Source organism: Olavius algarvensis spirochete endosymbiont (assembly GCA_900608495.1).
Classification (GTDB): domain Bacteria; phylum Spirochaetota; class Spirochaetia; order DSM-2461; family DSM-2461; genus UBA2779.
The window spans coordinates 37,745-56,090 of record UWYT01000246.1 but is presented as its reverse complement, the minus strand read 5'-3'; the positions used below and the strand labels follow the sequence as shown (position 1 = coordinate 56,090).

Below are 18,346 nucleotides of genomic sequence, written 5' to 3'. Positions count from 1 at the left end.
CTCGAGTGATTGTGGCCAGTGGGATGAGAAAACAAGACTTATCAGGGGAATTGGGTTCCAATTCTTCGATGACAGAAGTACTTTCAACTTGAGTTGGCCGACAAAGCTTCTGTCCTGTATTGTAATTCGGAATGAGAGGACTCGAACCTCTGATCTCCTGCTCCCAAAGCAGGCGCCCTGGCCGCTAGGCTACATTCCGAACTGACTCGCATTCTATGCGATTCATGGAGGGGTGTCAATTAACCAGGGGCGTGTGAGCTCCCCGATGAAACTCCTTTGAGGATTGTGCAAGTTTTCGACTTGGTTTACAGTCAAACATCAGAGATGTATTTTTGTCTCTTCACAATTTCACTACGCCCCCAAGGGAATACGTTGTGTTCCGGGGGCATTCTTGATGATGGGATGTGTTGCGGTGAGATTGGCGGAGGCAGTGAAAACGAAATTCGTTATGGATGCCTCAGGGCCTTATATTTTGGAACTTCATCTAAATGAATTGATTAGGCGCTTGAATAGTGAGTATCCGAACTGGCGTCCTCCATTAAACTACAGAAACCCGTATGAACTTTTTGTAGCCGTTTCCCTCTCGGCTCAGACAACTGATGTGGCTGTGAACAGGGTTACTCCCAGTCTTTTCAGGCTCTATCCCAGTTCGCGGGAATTGGCAAGTGCCGATATTCGGGAACTGGAAAAAATCATTCATCCATTGGGCTTTTTCAGGCAGAAGGCTGGAAATTTAGTTCGTGGGGCAAAAAGAATGGTGAAGGAATATGGAGGCGAATTGCCACAGGAAATGGATAGGTTAACTTCGCTTTCTGGAATTGGAAGGAAGAGCGCAAATGTTATTAGATCGCACATTTGGGGACTTCCGGGGATAATTGTGGATACACATTTTGGGCGGGTTTGCAGGCGGCTTGGTTTAACAGAAGAGAAAAATCCGGTTAAGATTGAGAGAGAGATCGGCGCAATCGTTCCCGAGAAGTGTCATATCGATTTCTCGATGACGGTCAATTTCCATGGCCGTAAATATTGCATGTCCAGGAGGCCCAACTGCTATGCCTGCCCGCTTAGCGATATCTGCCCCCGCCACGGGCTGTAAGTTCAAAGTGGTGGAGCCGAGCTAAGCCTTATCGCCGCCTCTCATTCTTCTAGTCGCCTATGCTTCCTGGTGCGGTAGTTCCGTTTTCCTGAATCCAGCGTGTGAGCTTCGAAAATCTTTCAGCCGTATCCTGGCTTATTGCGTGTTCGATTTGACAGGCCTGGTACTCGGCGCTATCGCCCTCAAGCCCAAGCGCCAACTTAAAGAAGCTAACCAGTATTTCATGCCTTCGCAAAATCGCCTGAGCCAAAGTGAGCCCCTTGGGTGTCAGATTGATGAAGGAATTTTTTTCGTATTCCACCAGAGCGCGGCTTTTCAGGGTTTTCAGGGCACCGGTTACCGAAGGCATCTGAACCGATAGTTCATGGGCGATATCCTTTACCCTTGCAACTCGATTTTTTTTCTCCAACAGCAGAATTGTTTCCAGATAATCCTCCATACTTGGGGAAAGGCCTTCTTGTTGATTCATTTGGAGTTCAGGGTAGCAGATTAGTAGAAACTAAGCAATATCCCATCCCATATTGAACGCGCCAGCGGCTCTCCGCAACCTCCGCTTCCAAATAGACACCCAATAAACCGAGTGATGCCAGGGCCGGTTGGCTAGATATTCGATTTCCCAACAGATTAGCATCAAGGCTTTCCATCCTCCAATTTCATCAATGTTGATTTCTGACACACTCGAGAAGGGTTTTTCTTCGCATTCATCCATACACAGGAGCGGCAATCCCAAACACAGTGGAAGCGCTGGGGTATCTTCATATACTGAAGTTTGCGTTTCGTGCTTTTGTCCACTCTCACTCAGTTTTTGTCGCAGATTTTCGAACCAACCGTTGGAATTCACCGGCAGAATGAGCCATCTGCTAGACTTATCCAGCATCAAACGTTTTCCCACTTCAATCGCTGTCTCACATAAGGGCATCAACCCTGCTACCGGTGCTTTGGGGCGCTCGGTGCACACCAGGATTGGAACCATTGGCTCCATCGGCCACGTGGCTACCTTACTTGTTCGCTCCTCTCCGCATTCTCCAATATCATCGGCCTCTGAATACCCGTACACTCCTCTCTTTGCATCACCGTTGCCGGTTTTTCCGATGAAATCTCTTACAAGCTTACGGAAAAAGTGCGAAACTTTGTCAGGTACTCCAAGTCCAACAATATAAGCACGCACATTCGCTGACTCGCAACTTAAGTCCATGCTAAACTTATACACTGAAAACAGTACAAAAGGACAAGAAAATGAAAGTCAAGGTGCGGAAAGTAGTTAACGATATCGTGGAAATCATAAAATTCTGGGATGGAGTGCAAACTGTAATTCTCCAGCATTTCGCCGAAAAAGATACATACGATCCCAATTTTTCAATCACACTTGATGTTTTTCGAGATTCCAAAATTCCCGGTAAAAATGAGCGAGCAGCCATCTTTCCCGGTATACGCTATTTCGAAACCTCTTCAAGCAAAGAAAAGGATCGGTTTCTAATGGAAGATTTACCGGTTCGTATATCTTACAAGGACACTGGCCGAGTTGACAGTATACTTGAATTAACGTACGACGATCGCTGGCTTTCCAAAGAACGAGGCACCTATCTCTTTCATCGAATTTCCACTGGAACCGTGGTTTGGTCTAAGTCTAACTGGATTGATAAAGTTTTAGAAAAACTCGATAATCTTCCCGAGGTTCTTTGGGCTAATTGGATTGAATCCTGTCATCATCGTATCGATCATTTTCTGGGCGATCTTGGAGCCGCGTGTTTGAAGAACGATCTCCTCTATTTCCGTCTTTCACTCTCGGGTTTCCTGCGGGTGATAGTGGAAAACTTGTTCGCTGTGAATCATATGTTCGAATCAGGACCGCGTGTATTCACTGCTTCTTTGGCCCTTATGGAAACCCTACCGGAGGGATTTGAGGCGAGCTGGGAGAGTTTGCTGAGGGAAGATGAGTCGTTGCCGCCGTATCGCAAGAAAGAAATAGCGGATATATTGGCTCGCGGAGTATTTGCCCTTAGACCGTGAAGCATTGATAGCTCTTCAAGGCTTTACAAATCCATCGTGTTTGAGTTAGCTTTGTCTTGTTTCGAGTTATGTACTGGAAGGTGTGAGATGTCTAGAAAATGCGAGGTTTGCGGCAAAGGCACAGTTTCGGGGAACAATGTGCCCCGCAAGGGCCTTCCAAAGAAGGAGGGTGGTGCGGGCCAGCACATAGGTGTGAAAACAAAACGGCTTTTCAAGCCCAATCTCGTTGAAATCAGGGCAAACGGCGGGGGTAGACGGATGAAAGTATGCACTCGCTGTCTTAAAACCGGAAAGGTGTTTTAGGCTAAACCCACCTTACCGTTCAAATACCACAAACTAAAACTTCACAGGGATTATTTCAGCACCTGTGTCGCACGTGATGTCTCACATTGCACATTCGCTCTCTTTCGGGCGTATTCTTTTCAGGTGTTCAAGTACCTTCCGGTTTGAGGGATTCTATGTCTCCAGGCAACTTAATGGAAACGAGGATGATGCTGGAGCTCTTCCTTCAAGACAGAAATATTGCGGAAAGAGGAGTCTCAGATGGATAGATGAGTGATACGTGCGATTGAGATAGCGGTGACTTGAAACCGAAAGCCACGGCTCGTGAAGTCAACGGTGGTAATAGTTTCATCTCATTCAATGTGCAAAGGTATGAGCACCAAACTTTCAAGCTGATTCATGGTGTCTAAAAAAAGTTATCGTCTGTGAAGAATCAATTCTTGAACTATCCGTTTCTATGTTTCAGATTGCATCTTTGTTCCGTCAAGCGTGTTTCTTCATCACCATTTGTGCTTCCAGTCTCCATACCGTTATAATGTCAACAATATTGAACAGAGGCGCATTGCCAGGAAACAATGGAATCGCAAGTTTAACAAGTAATCCTTACATTGATACACAAAGCAATAAACCTCATAATGAACCGGAGTGCAGGAATTAATCTTTATACTTCTCATTCTGGAAAGAGGTTGCAATGAGCATTGTCAGTCTTATCTCGAAAATACCTAAGGTGGAGATTCATATTCATCTTGAAGCTGTGGCGAGTATTAAAACCTTGTTGAAACTCAATAGGAAGTATGGAGTACTGAAAAACATAGAAAATGAAAACGAATTCAGTAACTACATTTTTGTGGAAACACTTTCTGAGATGATTGGCAATTTCTTTGATTTGCAAAAGCTTTTCCGAAATCTTGAGGACTATGCGTTCTTAGCGGAAGATGTACTGGAGTACATGATTGAAAATCGAGTTGACTATCTCGAAGGATTTATTTCCCCGTCTATGGTGAAAAATCTTGGATTTGTTGCGGTACAAGATTTTTATGCGATATGGGATCAGAACGTCCGGGAAATTGAGAGCTTATACAACAAGAAGATACGACTTATAGTTGATCTCTCCAGGTCATTTGGACCTGAGAATGCGATGGATAATCTCAACACTGTGAAAAGCTATATCAGAAGTAATCCTGAAACAGCGATAATCGGACTTGGTTTGGGTGGATTGGAAATTGGAAATCCTGCAAGGGACTATTATGAGGTATTCAAAAAGGCAAAGGATACTGGTTTTCATTTAGTAGCTCATGCGGGTGAAGAAGTGGGTCCGGAATCAATAGTGGAAGCTCTTGATTTATGCTCTGCTGAGCGTATAGGGCATGGCACAAGCGCAATATACGATGAAGATGTAATGAAGATGCTGAGAGACAGGGATATTCCTCTCGAAATTTGTGTTACGAGCAATGTATTCACAAAGAAATACGTGTCTGAGTTTTCTAATCATCCTATCGGCAAGTTCATCGAATATGGCATCCCCGTAACTGTGAATACAGACGATCCGGTTTTATTCGGAACCAATCTTAACCGCGAGTATACAGATATCAGCACTTATTGTGGATTGGATGATGAGACAATCATTAAGTTGTTGAAGAACAACGTTGACTACTCCTTTATGCCGGATGATCAAAAACGGGAATTCTGGCAAACAAAAGCATCTCCTCTAATTGCAAATCAATGACTGGAGCTTAATCGAGGGAGAGGTTGAAGTGAACTTGAGGTTTTGTTCGAGATATCAGTCATATATCGGATTTTGCCTCTGTAGTGACAGACGGGAGTGCATTTCAAATACGGAGAAAGCGGTTTTTTGGAAATCTACCTGCAGACATCGAAGCCGGGGGAGTGCAGGGGCGGGCTAGTATAGCTTGCCTTTAAAGGGCCAGCGAGATTTGACTTTGATTTTTTTCATTTGAATAAGGCTGGTGATTGCTTCTTCGACATCTTCCAACTCCCAGCCGCTAAGAGAGCCGAAGCCGCGAGTTGTTTGGAGAGCGGAGCGAAGTATTTCTGCGGAACGGCGGCCCACCAGAATTCGTGACAATTTACCCTTACTGAAACGGAGGCGATTCCATTTTATCGCCCGGATTATAGTTTTTTCCTCTGGGGGTTCTGTGCGCGATTGGCCACTGCACACATCGCAACCACTGCAGTCCTGGGCCTTGATGCCTAACGAGGTGAGAAGTATCGTTCGGCGGCAGCTATGAATCGAAGAGACATAGTTTATCATCCCCCGTTGGCGGAGATGAATGACTGCTTGCGGATTTATGGGAGCCTCTCGAGAGCCTGTGAGGGCAATTTGCGATTGTGTATTTGCTTCTTCCACGGAATTCTGTTCCCTCAGGCTCCTTTCCGGATTTTCCATTCCAGCGGGTTTTTCCCTCTCCTGACCTGTGGAATAGTTTAGATTCGCCGATCCTTCTATTTTGATTTTACTGCCCCTGTGCCAAATCAGCCATGCATTTGCGCCTTTGCCATCGCGAGATGCGCGGCCGGACTCCTGTAGATAGGCCTCGACTGAAGGGGGTTGGGAGAGGTGGATGATAGTGCGTATGTTGGGCTTGTCTACGCCCATTCCATAAGCACAGGTGGCGCAGAGTATCCCATCATCGCTGTTTAAAAACCAGGCTTCAATTTGCAGTTTTTCCTCGCGAGTTAAGCCTGCGTGGTAGAAACGTATTTCCTGACTGCAAAGTCGATTTCGCAACAGGCGCGCTGAGTTCATGACAGAGGAGCGAGTTGGACCAAAAACTATTAGGGGTTTAGACTCGCTGCGAATCAGGCGTTCCAGGACATGATTGGGGCTAAGAGAGGGAATCACGCCATATTTTATTGCGGGTCTATCAGGGTTTGCCAAGGCATTTTGTGAAGGTTCGCCGTTAAACAGTAGCTGTGTTATCCTATCGCGGATATGTGGGCCCGCGGTAGCTGTGAGAGCGAGCACTACAGGTGGATTCCACTGCTCAACAAGCTTACCTATTTCCGCACAGGCGGGCCGAAAGCTTTCTCCCCATTGACTGACAGTGTGGGTTTCATCGATAACAAGGAATTTAGGTTTGAGTTCCCCGAGACGCTTGGCGACCGACGAACTTTGCAGAATTTCCGGATTGGCTATAACTATTGAAATTTGTCCACTTTCAAGGGCGGTCCATCCGGTTCTGCGCTCTCTATGACTGAGTCCCCCGCGGAGGGTTACGGAATCCACACCGACATCATCAAGGCGCCTTTTTTGATCTGTCATAAGCGATAGCAGCGGGAATACGGCAACAGTCAACTCACCGGATAAAACAGCTGGAAGCATCCAGCACAAGCTTTTCCCGGCGCCCGTTGGGAGCACCGCAATCTGTCGAAGGCTTTCAGGGCCGTCCAGCGTATTTTCTGTGCTTTGTCCCCCGCTGTGAACCAGCATGGCATCCAGTACGTTTGCAATGATTAGGCGTTGCCAAGGGGAAGGGGTTGTTATGCCGAAAACGTTCTGGCAAGTACTGATAACAGGATCTTCATGCTCTGTCAGTGTCATATTTTCGTTTACGTGTTCCAGGGTCGTAATACTTCAAAGTTGCCGCGATATCGACAATTCCACGGTTTTCTTGTTGACCTAAGGAATATGACTCTGCTATTCTGAATTTTGAATATAAAAATGAATAGACCGTTTATCTATTTTGTTTCTCTATCGTTAGTTATGGGACTAGTGGTGTACTTTCTCCTGTTCATCATTGAGTTCGAGCCTTCCCCTCTCGCGGAAACGGGAGTGATGGATCTTCGAGATCATGATTTCGAGGCAGATGGTTTAGTTAGACTGGTTGGAGAATGGGCGTTCTACTGGAATCAAATTGTTAGCAGGGAAACTTACGATTCAATTATCGCCCAGACTCCCGATTTATACACGTCTGTTCCATCCTATTGGGATAAGTTAAAACGCGTTGATCACACAATTGAGCCGCGAGGGGTGGCTACTTACAAACTCACGATTCTCAAGAATTTTGAGGATGAAGGTGATATTCTCGCGATTAAAACTCATAACATAACGCCAAATGCGGACATCTACATTGACGGCAAAAGAATCAGTGAAATCGGTGATGTAGATACGAATCCCGAAAAATCCGTTTCAGGAAATAGGACTGTCCTTATGCCTGTTGCAGCGGGCGGCGATTCGATGACTATCACAGTCAGTATTTCCAACTATCATAACATTAATGCCGGGTTAAACCGCTGGATTTGTTTAGGCCTTTATGAAGATTTATTAGCTGCCCGAGAAAAACATCTTGCCGTCGATTCAGTTTTTCTTGGGGGTCTGTTTCTAATGATTCTATATCAGTTCTCAGTTCTGATACTGAGTAAGAAGCGTCTTGCCCCGCTGTACTTAGGTTTTCTTGGTGTGTTTGCTTTACTTTTCGCGGGATTGAAAAGTCAGATGGCTCTGTTAACTATATTTCCAAATTGGGGTGGCGAGGTGAGGACTAAAATCATTTTCTTCGCATTGTCCCTGGTTGGCCCAGTCTTCACTTTATATTGCTTCAATCTTTATCCAAGATATTTTCATTCAAAACTCAACCGAATCGTTTTGCCCATAGCACTTGCAATGGCAATATTGGTTGTTTCTACTCCGACGGCGATTTATTCTCAATTTATACCTCCGCTGCAACTTATTACGGCCGGCTTCATTGCTTATACGATTTTCATGTTAGTCCGGGCTCTTTACAGAACTAAGGAATATCTGATTATGCTTTCGCTTTTCGGTGTGGAGTTTTTTATCTTCAGCGTCATTCTCGGGATTGTTGATAATAAAACTCAAACGGTTTTTCAGTCTATCGCCAGTGCGTTTTTCGTATTCAGTGTCTACCACACCGTGCTCGAAGCAAAAATATTCTCTAATGCTCTTGTTCAAATCGACAAGCTGTCCACAGAGCGAAACAAGCTTGAGAGTCAAAATATCGATTTCTTCACTCAAGCTTTCATTGATAAGGACACAGGTATGCATAATAAGGTGCTACTGAAGAACTTCTTGCGGTCTAAGTGGAGTGCCGACACATTGAATGCTCAGCACTCCATGTCGATGATTATGATAGATGTTGATTATTTCAAGTTTTACAAGAGAACTTATGGGCATAAACGAAGCGAAAATGTGATGAGTCAATTGGGTCAAATTGTGTCTCAAGGTGCAACTGATATGAACTCTCATGTGTCGGCTCGATACGGTGAGGATGTTTTTGCAGTGGTAATGATGGATACTGATGAATTCAGTCTATACCGCAGTGCCGATAGATTCCGAGCTATGGTTGAATCAAAGAGCATTGCACATAGTTTCGCTGGGGATTCGAAGATTCTGACTGTCAGTGTAGGTTGTGCCACTATTATACCCTCTAGAGACAATGATCCGGGGACACTTATCGATCAGGCCGCCAAAGCGTTGATGCTCGCCAAGAAGAATGGTCGAAATCGAACTGAAATTATTGAGGTATAGATTATCATGCGTAGTGCATACCCTGCGCAAATTCGACATAGAGCAACTGCCGATTCGGCAATGAAGCCTGGCAGTGGGGGGAAATAATCAGTCTAGTTTCTCATGAGCAAGGCAATTAATTGTGTGTCGACCGCGGCCCGGCATACCTTCATACCATCAGAATCAGCACCAATGGGTTCAGGCGAGTGAGTTGTATATTGTTGGTTAGTTCTCCAGTTTTTCCGTTGTTGTACGATGTTAAACCATATTGAGGTTTAGCTAAGCAGGTCCACGATTCGCTCAAGTGCTTCCCGGACGTTCTCCGCACTGTTGAATGCACTAATTCTTATATAACCCTGGCCCATTTTGCCGAAGCCGCTTCCAGGGGTTATAACTACATCGGCTCCTTTCAGTATTTTGTCAAAAGTCGACCAGGAATCTTCATTAGTTTTTATCCAAACATAGGGGCTGTTTACCCCTCCCCAGTATTGATATCCGAGCGAGTTCATCGCATCGAGAATAATTCGGGCATTGGCCAGGTAAGAATCAATGTTCGCCTTGATTTCTCTCCTTCCCTCGGCTGAATATACTGCAAGCGCGGCCTTTTGCACTGGATAAGATACTCCGTTAAATTTAGTTGAGTGTCTGCGATTCCACATATTTTGGAGTTTGATACCGTTGATTTCTATGGCGCCAGGCACTACGGTGTATGCACATCGAACTCCAGTGAAACCGGCTGTTTTTGAGAAACTGCGAAATTCAACAGCGCATTTATCGGCACCTGGGATTTCGTATACGCTCCTGGGTGTATTCGTATCAGTAATGAAGGCCTCGTATGCGGAATCATACAGTATTATTGCCCCTTGGCTTAGCGCCCATTGAATCCAGTCGCCAAGCTGTTCTCTGTTTGCTGTGGCTCCAGTGGGATTGTTCGGAAAGCAAAGATAGACCAACTCGGCCGGGTTATTCACTAGTTCCCCGGGAGAAGGAACAAAACCGTTACTTTCGTTACCCTCAAGGTAGATTAGGCCTTGATAGCGGCCATTTTGTGCAAATCCTGTTCGACCGGCCATTACATTGGTATCGGCATAAACCGGATATACCGGATCCGGCAGGGCAACCTTGATATCGGAAGCAAAGAGTTCCTGGAAATTGCTCGTGTCGCATTTTGCACCATCGGAGATAAATATATCCGAAGCATCAATACAATCACATCCGCGTTCGTGATAATCAGCCTGGGCGATTGCCGCTCGCAGGAAGAGATAACCCTGATCAGGGCCATATCCCTTGAAAGTGGTTTTGCTTGCTTGTTCATCCACGCCCTGATGAAAGGCTTTTATTACTGTTGCTGATAGAGGCTTTGTTACGTCGCCAATTCCCAGCTTTATAAGTTTGCGTTTCGAATTGCCTGCGAGATGCTTGTTCACGCGACGGGCGATTTCCACGAAAAGATAATCGGATTGAAGCTTGTCATAGTTTGGATTTAGCCGAATCATCCAAGTATATTATACGACAGCGTGTGATTGCGGGAAGTTGCCTGCCTTTAGCATGTATTCCTAGATATAGTCGGTTCATTCCTTGTCAGTACGAATGCTTTCAATCTCCAGAGCATAGGTGAGTTTTGTAAGATCGTTTTTATCTAAAAAAAGAATTATGGGCAAACCATTTTTTGGTGTAATGGATATCCGGCTCCTGCTCATTAGGGCGTAATTGGCTATATGATTAAATGGATGAAATTCGGCTTCGCGGCCATGGTGCAGGTATAGGTGAAGTCCATGGTTGTCTGAGATGAGTAAGGGGCGACGATTCCCATAGATTATCAGGAATAAAACCAGAGCGCAACCCAGGCTATATATAATGAAGTCCAATGTTCGGAAATTCGTGATTAAAGGCCGAAGAGCGATACCGAATGGAAGCAAAAAGAGATAATGAACAGCTTGTACAGCAGGATGTTTTCTCAGTATAAGCTTAGCCATCAGATTATGCTAAGTTCTGGAAGGAACTAAGTCTAGGCCCAACCATCGTTCTTCAAGCTCGCAATTTCTCCGATCATATAGAATGAACCGGTAATGAATATCGGGCGTGTATTATCCGCAAGTTTCAAGGTAGTAATCCAGGCCTTTTTGATATTCGGAATCACTTCCACATCCGCACCTTGCGACACGAAGGATTTCGCGACTTCTCTCGGATTGCTCGGTTTGAAGTTTCCTGGTGTGCTAACGATTATTTTTTTGAAAATCGGATTTCTGTTGTTACAAAGGATTCTAGCCATAGATTTGTGGTTTTTTCCTGCAACGCTGCCAAAAAGAAGAACTGGCGAGTCAAATGTGTATCGCGATGTGAGTTGCACGAAACCCTCATAGGCGGCTGCAATCGAGCGAGGAGTATGAGCACCGTCTAAGATGATAGGCGGGTTCACTTTGAGAAATTGAAACCGTCCTGGAAGAGATAATTGCTCGATGGCGGTGATACCCGCAGTGTATCTAGTTCCGTCAAAATCCAGAGAGGGTTCCAGGCTTCGTGCAACGAGCAAGGCTAATGCGGCATTTTCGGCTTGTACATATCCGCCCATGGAAAGATGTATCATCTCGGATGTGGATATTCCGACAGGAATTCGGTTTATTGCAGAGGCTGGCGGAACGGTTTTGAGTCCCCGCCACTTAAGCTTCCAGGCAAACTTGTTAACCCTGTTGTTGAAGTTTGGCAACTCTTCGATTTTAGCAAGGCGCTCAGCGAGTTCTGTTAGCGACGATTCGGTCTCTCTAGTTCTCAATCGTATGATGTTCTGGGCGGACGCAGGCAGCTTGGCAGTCCAAACTCGCGAAGAAGTTTTTATGATTCCCGCTTTTTCTTTGGCAATTTCATGTATGTGATTCCCAAGAATCTCTGTGTGTTCTCTTTCAATGCTTGTGATTAGCACCGCCTCAGGGTGTTCTATCACATTGGTTGCATCCAATCGTCCGCCCAGGCCTGTTTCAAGTATGGCATAATCGCAATTGGTATTTCTGAAAAGAAGAAAAGCGAAAAGTGTGAGAAGTTCAAACGTTGTAGTTTTTCCGGTGCCGGGCAGCTTGCCATTGATATCAGTGAGATTTTCAAGTAATTGGCGTGCAGTTTCCAAGGCGGTTTTTTCAGGAAATTCAGTGCCGATTATTAGAAATCGTTCTCGATAATCAACAAGGTGTGGTGAGCTGTAAATTCCAATACGCGCCCCGGTTGTAGCGAGTAATTTGCCTATGTAGGCTGCGGTAGAGCCTTTCCCCTTGGAGCCGGCAATGTGGATTTTCTTGAATTCTTCTTGCGGATTTCCAAAGTGATCGCATAACCTACGCATTCGATCTAAGCGATATATCCGATTCGGATTACCAGGTGGGAACCCTCTTTCCAGATTTGTGCAGCTTTCGAAAATTTCGAATGCTTCGTCTAAGGTTTGAATCATTTCTTTTATCGGTTTTTTTCTGTTGGCTCCCATTCGTCTAAGGCGCGCTGGTGTGCTGGAAATCCCTCATACTCCGCAAGCAGAGAGGAATGGGGCCGAAGTTTGTTAAGAGCATCGCTTGTCAAATAGACTACGCTGGATCGTTTCTTGAAATCTCGCACGGAGACACCAGACCAGGTTCGTGCGCTGCCGCCCGTGGGCAGAATTGCATTTGTTCCCACAGAATAGTTTGCCACCGAAAACGGCACGTTGTCGCCAAGGAGTATTTCACCGGCATTGGAGATTAGACTGAGGGTTTCGAAGGGTTTGGAGGTGCGAATTTGGAGATGCTCTGTAGCGAATTGGTTTACAATATCTATACCTTCTTCAATGGTTTCCACTATCAGTATTCCACCGTAGCCGGATAGAACATGATTTACATATGTACGTCTTGGTTCAGGCAAAGCGCCACTAAAAACAACTAGGTATTCCCGCACCCGTTCTGCTAATTCAGTTGAATTTGTAATCAGGAGTGCCGCAGAGTCTGAACCGTGTTCGGCTTCGACAAGTAGATTTCTTGCGATATCTTTGGCATCGGGGCTTGAATCAGCAAGAATGATTGATTCTGATGGACCGGCCGGCAGCCCGCAGTCAAGTGTATCACTTAAGATTTTTTTTGCCGCGGCCACGTACTTATTTCCAGGTCCGATACATTTGTCTACCTTCTCTACAGACTCGGTACCATAGGCCAGGGCTGACCAGGCTTGAGCACCACCCATGGCATATGACTTCTGAACTCCGCAAAGCTCCGCTGTATATAGGCAGGCCGGATCAATACGGCCGGTTGAATCCGGTGGGCTCGCAACGGCCATGTGTTTAACACCGGCTATCATGGCTGGCACGGCCATCATGTAGAGCATCGAAGGGAAACTACCCCTACCACGAGGAACATAGAATGCCACCGATTCAATTGGGACAGTTCTTTCGCCTGCCATAATCCCGCGACGCAGTTCCTTCCAAAAAATACCATCTGGCTCTTGATGGGAATGAAATCTTCTAACATTTTCAATCGAATAATCAATTGCGTCTTTGAGTTTTTGGGAAATCTGTGTTCGTGCTTCCTCGAAGTGGTACTTCGGCACGAGAATGGGAGTATCTAGTGAAGTTCCATCAAATCGATGATTCAGTTCCTTAATCGCGGTGTCACCCCTTTCTCGTACATCAAGAATGATGCTCGCGACAGCGTCGCTGACATCAGCGATATCAAATTTGGATCTTGACAGCAATTTTGCCCTTTCATCGCGGTTTAGTTCAGACCATCTGCGAGTATTGATTGTCATTATAAAATCTCCGGAAGTTAACACCAATTTCAGACAATTTGTTTAGTCTTTCATGAAGAGGGGAGCATTGCTATCTTCACCATTCTCCAGGTTCAGCGTGTCTGAGGCAAATGTTTCAATCACCTTTACGAACTCCTCGACATTCTCAAACTGCCGATAAACCGAGGCAAAGCGAACGTAGGCAACTTTATCAATCTTAAAAAGCTTATCAAGAACCAGTTCGCCTATAGTTTCGCTGCGAATCTCGTGAGTAGAGCGACTCATCAGAGTCGCCTCATCTTCAATTGTATGTAGCAGGTCTTCGATGCTTGAGTGGGATACAGTTCTTTTTACGATAGCGCGATATATGCTATGTTCAATTTTCTTTAAATCGAATTTTTCTCTGCTGCCAGTTTTTTTAATGACAGTGAGCGGAACCTCTTCGATTGTTTCATAGGAAGTAAATCTATATTCGCAATGGTTGCATTCCCGTCTACGGCGAATAGATGTACCACTTGGATTCTGTCTTGACTCAATAACTCTGTTGCCTGCGTTCCTACACAAGGGACATTTCATTCAGTTTCCTCCCATTATAAACTCCATGTATTGTTTGTTTAATTGATCCCCCCGCAAGATAGTCGACGTGCATTGTCTACAACTCTGTTTCTTGATAGACCTTTTTAGTCAATGCAATATCCAGGTCAGGTCGATTTATAAGTTGGGGATCTTCAGGGTTTATCCAGAACCCGTTTATGATTAGCTTGAGCCGTGCATCATTGTTAACGGTGAATTGCAAAGTGATTGGGAAGGGTGGATAGTTGCCGATGAAAATGCTTGCGAGGATTCCCGACGGCTTCATTTCAAAAGGAAAATTCGCACTGTGGAGAGTGAATGGAGAATTGGATTGAAGTGTAGCGACAATCTTTTTCGGATTCTTCTCTCCTTTGATTGTTACGCGGATGGTTCGGTGTCCCAGAAACGTCTGTGTACTTGTTATAACGTCTAAGGGAAGTTCATCAAGTGGAATTTGAATTTTTTCAGTCCTTTGCGAGCCGGCTAACCGATAGGTTTTTTCGTTCACCAGGATGTTTGCTAGACCGATTGGTCCAGGACTAGATACTTGAATGTGACGTTCGCCATTACTCAAATCAATATCGTCAATCAAAGAAACGGGCTGGAGATTATCTCCATCATATGGGCTTAGTCTGATTATCCAGATTAGTGTGATAATGGCGGTAAGGCAGAGGGTAAAAGTCGCAGCCGGTATCAGCATGTTAGTTCGCTTTCTGAAATAATGCAAGTTCCAGTAGTTCAGGCTGGTTATGGCCAGGACTATTGGGAAGAGCAACAACGATATCACTAGGTTTCCGGATATTCGTGAGAGCAACAAAGATTCTATTATGTTTGAATACGGCTCAAGTAATACAAGTCCCACAATGTGTGGAATTACTGACAGTATCAAGAATATGATTTTCAGTTTCATGTTTCTTGTGCTTATAAGTAACAGAAGACTGACTATGGTCCAAAGTGAATAGGCTGCCACTGTGATATCAAGCGCGATAAAAATCAAAAATGTGAGACTCGCAGCTCCAATGGCGGCATATGAATAGAAATGTGGATTGCGAATCAAAGGAAGTCCATTAGTGACTAGTATGTACATAAGCGACAAGGTTGTTGCTACGGTTAGCTTAAAGAAAACGAACGTTCCAGGCGAATTCTCCCACAACTTGGGGAATTCCGAAAGGAGCAAAGCCATTTCCACAAAAAGGGTTGAAAGAAACAGAAATAGAAACACTATTGCTAACAGTAAAGGTAGAGTCCAGCTGTAGCGGGCAAAACGTTTCATATTAAGCTTTATATTGCGTATCCAAATCAAGATAACGACGACAAAAGCAGCCGAGATTGCCAGGAAAACTGTTACGTAGGTACCCTCGCGAACTATGCGGGAGTACATTCTCGACATCGAGCTGATAACCAGGTACGTACTTTCCCAACCTGATGGAATTTCCTCGAAGATGTAATCCAGAGATAGAAGAGCGTTGAGCAAGCGGCGGGTGTGGGCATCGTTTTCATCTATTTCCGCGAATTCCGAACCAACCAAAGAAATTGTTGGAATTCCGACATCCAGCCAGGTTTCGGGTAAGCTGGTATTGTTCTTCAATCCCAGGCGAGCAACTAAAATATCAGTAAGTCTAAGGGAAAAGGGAATGCTTTCCGATGACAAGGTATCAATCAAACCTTCGACGAACCAGGATGGATTGAGAGTTTTATTACTGCCAATTTCCATATTCCATGTACGGGGATTTTCATCGCTATCAAGATATAGCGCAAAGATATCTTCTCTTTGAGTTAATTCTCTAAGCGCTAGTCGGCTTCCATAGGGATGAAAGTGAGTATCTCCCTTTTCAGCTCCCAGAAATAAGAAAGCAACGGTATTTTTGGGGCGATTGATAGTCAGTTCCTTTGCCATCTCTAGCAGTAGGGCCGTTGAAAATGCGCCTCCGTCAATGGGAGTGGCCAGCACATATAGTCCATCCCGTGAACCTGGAATTTGTGCGATGATATTTTCCGAAAACGAATGCCCGCGTTCACCAGAATCGAGGGGTTTGCGCGAATGTGTTATATTCAGATCATCAAGTGTTTTCGCAATATGATCCAATGCGAGATGTTCGGCGACGGTGCCATCGCTTCTTGAGCCAAGTCCAGTAAGATATGCGTAATGCGCTTCGATATCGGGTATCGCTGCAACTTCCGGTAAGACTGTTATCAAAGCAAAAAACGCAACTAAGGTTCGCATCAGAGATTCAGGTTAAGTCAGTATTTGACTCACCGTCAATGAAATTCCAATCGAAACAGCCCTTGTACATTGTTTGAGAACGATTATAAGCAATTCCCTTACAATACATCTCCCCAAATATTGTCTAATCAATTATGATATGGAAACAATCTTGAGTTTGCTAGTGAGATATCATAAAAGTGGATAGGAAATGGTTCTTCTCAAAAAACCTCACATAGAATTAGAAACGAAAGCGATTCTGACAAACGATGGTGTTGGTTTCTTTGTGAACAAGGGATATAAACTCAAAAAAATATCGACTGCCGATGGCGGAATTCAGTTTGGTATCAGATTGGCTAAGATATCTCCCAATTCATTGCAGCGCATGATAAGGATAGGCTACTTCTCCGGTTTGGAAACTTCTCATGTAGAATTTACAACTGTTAGATCGGACTTGATAGACTTATCCAAACTGATTATATTTGCCTTCTTCTACAAAAGATTTGACAAAGAAATATTCGATATTCTAATCAATTCACCGTTGATAAAATTTTGGAATCGGACAAATCCGGGTAAGGCTATAGACGAGAGAACGAAGGTTAATGACAGCAACCTCAAGAGAATATTGCTGAAAAACTCCGATCGACTCAAATCAATTCGCAAAGCCATCACTGCTCCGGTTGTGAAGACTATTGTGTCCGATTCCTCGTTGCTCGCCGATGAGAAGAATGTGATGATATTCCTTAGTGATAGATTTCTAGATAATTCAAGATCTTTTACCTGGTTCATTTTGATGAAATTCTTTTCCGATAAGGAACTTGAACCACTAATTAGAAGAATGAGGGAACGTCTCACATTGTATATCCGTCGCTCGTCGATTGCCGACTATCTGACTCTATTGCTGACAGAATTGATGACTAGCGCGGAAACACTGAATATACAGAACTTTGCAAAACGTGACGGGGTTTTCAGAATAAGCTCAGAAGAGCTTTTGCGCGATTCCACAAAACGGAACAGTTTACTCGAAGCCATGAAAGCTGAAAAAAAAGATTTGGTTATTGGCTGGAGGTTTGCCAACCCCCATGCTACATCTATCAACTCCGATGATAAATTGCAACTTGTTGTCTATGGTAGCGAAGTGGACTATCTTGATTTCAAAGAGAAGTTCGATGAGGGCGTGAAATCAGAAAGCAGCATCTCGCTTCAAGAATTCTATCATAACACATCCGTTGGGAATCCGGAATTGGGTTTGCAATATCAGGATTATCTTCGTGAAGCATGTAGTGAGGTTGGATTGCGCTTCACCTCAAAGGTAGGGATGATTCGTGGTGATGTTCCTTCAATCACCCTAACAGTTCGATTTTAATGATGAGATTGAATCCAGATAGCGACTGAACACCGATTATATCCGGGCTCAGTCGGGTATCCAGGATTCTGTGTTCCTGTTTCGCTGATATCGAAGTTTGCTTATGCTTCACGTTTTCGAAATACAGCCAGCCATGAGAGGCGGGTTGAGCGGAGTCCATAGATTAAAAAGAGAACCTTGTCTACACTCCCCATTAATCATCGTTGATACATAGATGAGGATTGCACATCATACACAGCATTGATAATACCCTCGATTAGGTTATGTTGGTACAATTGCTTCCTTGAATTTCCCTGACTTAACAGCCGAGTTGCACTGTTTGCATAGTACAAGCTTCTTCTCATCAATTTCGTATTCGTACAGCAGTTTCACTCCGGTTCGCCTGCACAAAGGACATTTGCCACGGCCGGATTGCGGAGTCTCTGCTTTCAGGGTTTTGCCGCGATGTGCTTTGGACATGCTTAAGTCTCCTTTCGTTTCTGGCAGCAGAATGGTGCCTTCAAGGCAATTCGAATATACAGACTATGACTGGGTAAGGTCAAGTCCGGTTAAGAACCCACATTCTGTTAATCGAAATGGGAATGAACCACTTTT

At 44.7% G+C, this 18,346-nt stretch carries 16 protein-coding genes and 1 tRNA gene; 6 read left to right on the top strand and 11 right to left on the bottom strand.

What is annotated here, in order from left to right; genetic code table 11:
• Positions 1–126 precede the first annotated feature (126 nt).
• Positions 127–199: transfer RNA gene (locus S1OALGB6SA_RS07480), tRNA-Pro, on the bottom strand.
• Between the two features lie 195 nt (positions 200–394).
• Between S1OALGB6SA_RS07480 and S1OALGB6SA_RS07475 the strand changes: the two genes are divergently transcribed.
• Positions 395–1,096: an endonuclease III domain-containing protein gene (locus tag S1OALGB6SA_RS07475; protein WP_230204493.1), complete on the top strand. Its 702-nt coding sequence runs from the start codon at positions 395–397 to the stop codon at positions 1,094–1,096.
• Positions 1,097–1,145: 49 nt separating this feature from the next.
• Here S1OALGB6SA_RS07475 and S1OALGB6SA_RS07470 read toward each other — a convergent pair whose 3' ends face one another.
• Positions 1,146–1,565 (bottom strand): metal-dependent transcriptional regulator, encoded by a 420-nt coding sequence (locus tag S1OALGB6SA_RS07470; protein WP_124033053.1) that lies wholly within the window; start codon positions 1,563–1,565, stop codon positions 1,146–1,148.
• Positions 1,566–1,595: 30 nt separating this feature from the next.
• Positions 1,596–2,291: a hypothetical protein gene (locus S1OALGB6SA_RS07465; RefSeq protein ID WP_124033052.1), complete on the bottom strand. Its 696-nt coding sequence runs from the start codon at positions 2,289–2,291 to the stop codon at positions 1,596–1,598.
• A gap of 41 nt (positions 2,292–2,332) precedes the next feature.
• On the opposite strand from S1OALGB6SA_RS07465, the gene S1OALGB6SA_RS07460 reads away from it, so the two are divergent.
• The 3 genes from S1OALGB6SA_RS07460 to add all read left to right on the top strand — a co-directional run bounded on the left by S1OALGB6SA_RS07460 (position 2,333) and on the right by add (position 5,114).
• Entirely contained in the window at positions 2,333–3,106 is a 774-nt protein-coding gene (locus S1OALGB6SA_RS07460) for a hypothetical protein (protein ID WP_124033051.1), read from the top strand.
• An 87-nt stretch (positions 3,107–3,193) separates the two neighbouring features.
• Positions 3,194–3,409 carry a 50S ribosomal protein L28 gene (gene rpmB / locus S1OALGB6SA_RS07455; RefSeq protein WP_124033050.1) on the top strand — a complete coding sequence of 72 codons (216 nt, stop codon included), beginning with the start codon at positions 3,194–3,196 and terminating at the stop codon, positions 3,407–3,409.
• A 670-nt stretch (positions 3,410–4,079) separates the two neighbouring features.
• A complete protein-coding gene (gene add, locus S1OALGB6SA_RS07450; RefSeq protein WP_124033049.1) occupies positions 4,080–5,114 on the top strand; it encodes an adenosine deaminase in 1,035 nt (344 codons plus the stop codon).
• Between the two features lie 174 nt (positions 5,115–5,288).
• Here the strand turns inward: add and S1OALGB6SA_RS07445 are convergent, their stop codons facing one another.
• The gene (locus tag S1OALGB6SA_RS07445) at positions 5,289–6,950 is read right to left on the bottom strand and encodes a RecQ family ATP-dependent DNA helicase (RefSeq protein WP_124033048.1); all 1,662 of its coding nucleotides are present in this window, start codon (positions 6,948–6,950) and stop codon (positions 5,289–5,291) included.
• A gap of 120 nt (positions 6,951–7,070) precedes the next feature.
• Here S1OALGB6SA_RS07445 and S1OALGB6SA_RS07440 point away from each other — a divergent pair, with 120 nt between their 5' ends.
• The gene (locus S1OALGB6SA_RS07440; RefSeq protein WP_124033047.1) at positions 7,071–8,894 is read left to right on the top strand and encodes a diguanylate cyclase domain-containing protein; all 1,824 of its coding nucleotides are present in this window, start codon (positions 7,071–7,073) and stop codon (positions 8,892–8,894) included.
• A 254-nt stretch (positions 8,895–9,148) separates the two neighbouring features.
• On the opposite strand, the gene S1OALGB6SA_RS07435 is transcribed toward S1OALGB6SA_RS07440, so the two are convergent.
• The 6 genes from S1OALGB6SA_RS07435 to S1OALGB6SA_RS07410 all read right to left on the bottom strand — a co-directional run bounded on the left by S1OALGB6SA_RS07435 (position 9,149) and on the right by S1OALGB6SA_RS07410 (position 16,407).
• A complete protein-coding gene (locus tag S1OALGB6SA_RS07435) occupies positions 9,149–10,369 on the bottom strand; it encodes an LL-diaminopimelate aminotransferase (protein WP_124033046.1) in 1,221 nt (406 codons plus the stop codon).
• Positions 10,370–10,444: 75 nt separating this feature from the next.
• Positions 10,445–10,849 (bottom strand): hypothetical protein, encoded by a 405-nt coding sequence (locus S1OALGB6SA_RS07430; RefSeq protein ID WP_037561120.1) that lies wholly within the window; start codon positions 10,847–10,849, stop codon positions 10,445–10,447.
• A 32-nt stretch (positions 10,850–10,881) separates the two neighbouring features.
• On the bottom strand, positions 10,882–12,312 hold the full coding sequence (locus tag S1OALGB6SA_RS07425) for a bifunctional folylpolyglutamate synthase/dihydrofolate synthase (protein ID WP_195910366.1): 1,431 nt from the start codon (positions 12,310–12,312) through the stop codon (positions 10,882–10,884).
• 5 nt (positions 12,313–12,317) lie between these two features.
• Positions 12,318–13,631, bottom strand: a complete 1,314-nt coding sequence (gene hisD, locus S1OALGB6SA_RS07420; protein WP_124033044.1) for a histidinol dehydrogenase — start codon at positions 13,629–13,631, stop codon at positions 12,318–12,320.
• A 42-nt stretch (positions 13,632–13,673) separates the two neighbouring features.
• On the bottom strand, positions 13,674–14,186 hold the full coding sequence (nrdR, locus tag S1OALGB6SA_RS07415; protein ID WP_077067531.1) for a transcriptional regulator NrdR: 513 nt from the start codon (positions 14,184–14,186) through the stop codon (positions 13,674–13,676).
• 76 nt (positions 14,187–14,262) lie between these two features.
• A complete protein-coding gene (locus S1OALGB6SA_RS07410) occupies positions 14,263–16,407 on the bottom strand; it encodes a zinc-binding metallopeptidase family protein (RefSeq protein ID WP_124033043.1) in 2,145 nt (714 codons plus the stop codon).
• 190 nt (positions 16,408–16,597) lie between these two features.
• On the opposite strand from S1OALGB6SA_RS07410, the gene S1OALGB6SA_RS07405 reads away from it, so the two are divergent.
• Positions 16,598–17,752, top strand: a complete 1,155-nt coding sequence (locus tag S1OALGB6SA_RS07405) for a DUF8084 family protein (RefSeq protein ID WP_037561117.1) — start codon at positions 16,598–16,600, stop codon at positions 17,750–17,752.
• A 261-nt stretch (positions 17,753–18,013) separates the two neighbouring features.
• Here S1OALGB6SA_RS07405 and S1OALGB6SA_RS07400 read toward each other — a convergent pair whose 3' ends face one another.
• A complete protein-coding gene (locus tag S1OALGB6SA_RS07400) occupies positions 18,014–18,211 on the bottom strand; it encodes a hypothetical protein (RefSeq protein ID WP_037561116.1) in 198 nt (65 codons plus the stop codon).
• Positions 18,212–18,346: the final 135 nt, after the last annotated feature.

Bases quoted from the DNA above. Each gene is read 5' to 3' on its own strand.
- rpmB (WP_124033050.1), top strand. From the start codon at position 3,194: ATGTCTAGAAAATGCGAGGTTTGCGGCAAAGGCACAGTTTCGGGGAAC.
- S1OALGB6SA_RS07410 (WP_124033043.1), bottom strand. From the start codon at position 16,407: ATGCGAACCTTAGTTGCGTTTTTTGCTTTGATAACAGTCTTACCGGAA.
- S1OALGB6SA_RS07435 (WP_124033046.1), bottom strand. From the start codon at position 10,369: ATGATTCGGCTAAATCCAAACTATGACAAGCTTCAATCCGATTATCTT.
- S1OALGB6SA_RS07475 (WP_230204493.1), top strand. From the start codon at position 395: ATGATGGGATGTGTTGCGGTGAGATTGGCGGAGGCAGTGAAAACGAAA.
- add (WP_124033049.1), top strand. From the start codon at position 4,080: ATGAGCATTGTCAGTCTTATCTCGAAAATACCTAAGGTGGAGATTCAT.
- S1OALGB6SA_RS07465 (WP_124033052.1), bottom strand. From the start codon at position 2,291: ATGGACTTAAGTTGCGAGTCAGCGAATGTGCGTGCTTATATTGTTGGA.
- nrdR (WP_077067531.1), bottom strand. From the start codon at position 14,186: ATGAAATGTCCCTTGTGTAGGAACGCAGGCAACAGAGTTATTGAGTCA.
- hisD (WP_124033044.1), bottom strand. From the start codon at position 13,631: ATGACAATCAATACTCGCAGATGGTCTGAACTAAACCGCGATGAAAGG.
- S1OALGB6SA_RS07470 (WP_124033053.1), bottom strand. From the start codon at position 1,565: ATGAATCAACAAGAAGGCCTTTCCCCAAGTATGGAGGATTATCTGGAA.
- S1OALGB6SA_RS07430 (WP_037561120.1), bottom strand. From the start codon at position 10,849: ATGGCTAAGCTTATACTGAGAAAACATCCTGCTGTACAAGCTGTTCAT.
- S1OALGB6SA_RS07445 (WP_124033048.1), bottom strand. From the start codon at position 6,950: ATGACACTGACAGAGCATGAAGATCCTGTTATCAGTACTTGCCAGAAC.
- S1OALGB6SA_RS07400 (WP_037561116.1), bottom strand. From the start codon at position 18,211: ATGTCCAAAGCACATCGCGGCAAAACCCTGAAAGCAGAGACTCCGCAA.
- S1OALGB6SA_RS07405 (WP_037561117.1), top strand. From the start codon at position 16,598: ATGGTTCTTCTCAAAAAACCTCACATAGAATTAGAAACGAAAGCGATT.
- S1OALGB6SA_RS07425 (WP_195910366.1), bottom strand. From the start codon at position 12,312: ATGATTCAAACCTTAGACGAAGCATTCGAAATTTTCGAAAGCTGCACA.
- S1OALGB6SA_RS07460 (WP_124033051.1), top strand. From the start codon at position 2,333: ATGAAAGTCAAGGTGCGGAAAGTAGTTAACGATATCGTGGAAATCATA.
- S1OALGB6SA_RS07440 (WP_124033047.1), top strand. From the start codon at position 7,071: ATGAATAGACCGTTTATCTATTTTGTTTCTCTATCGTTAGTTATGGGA.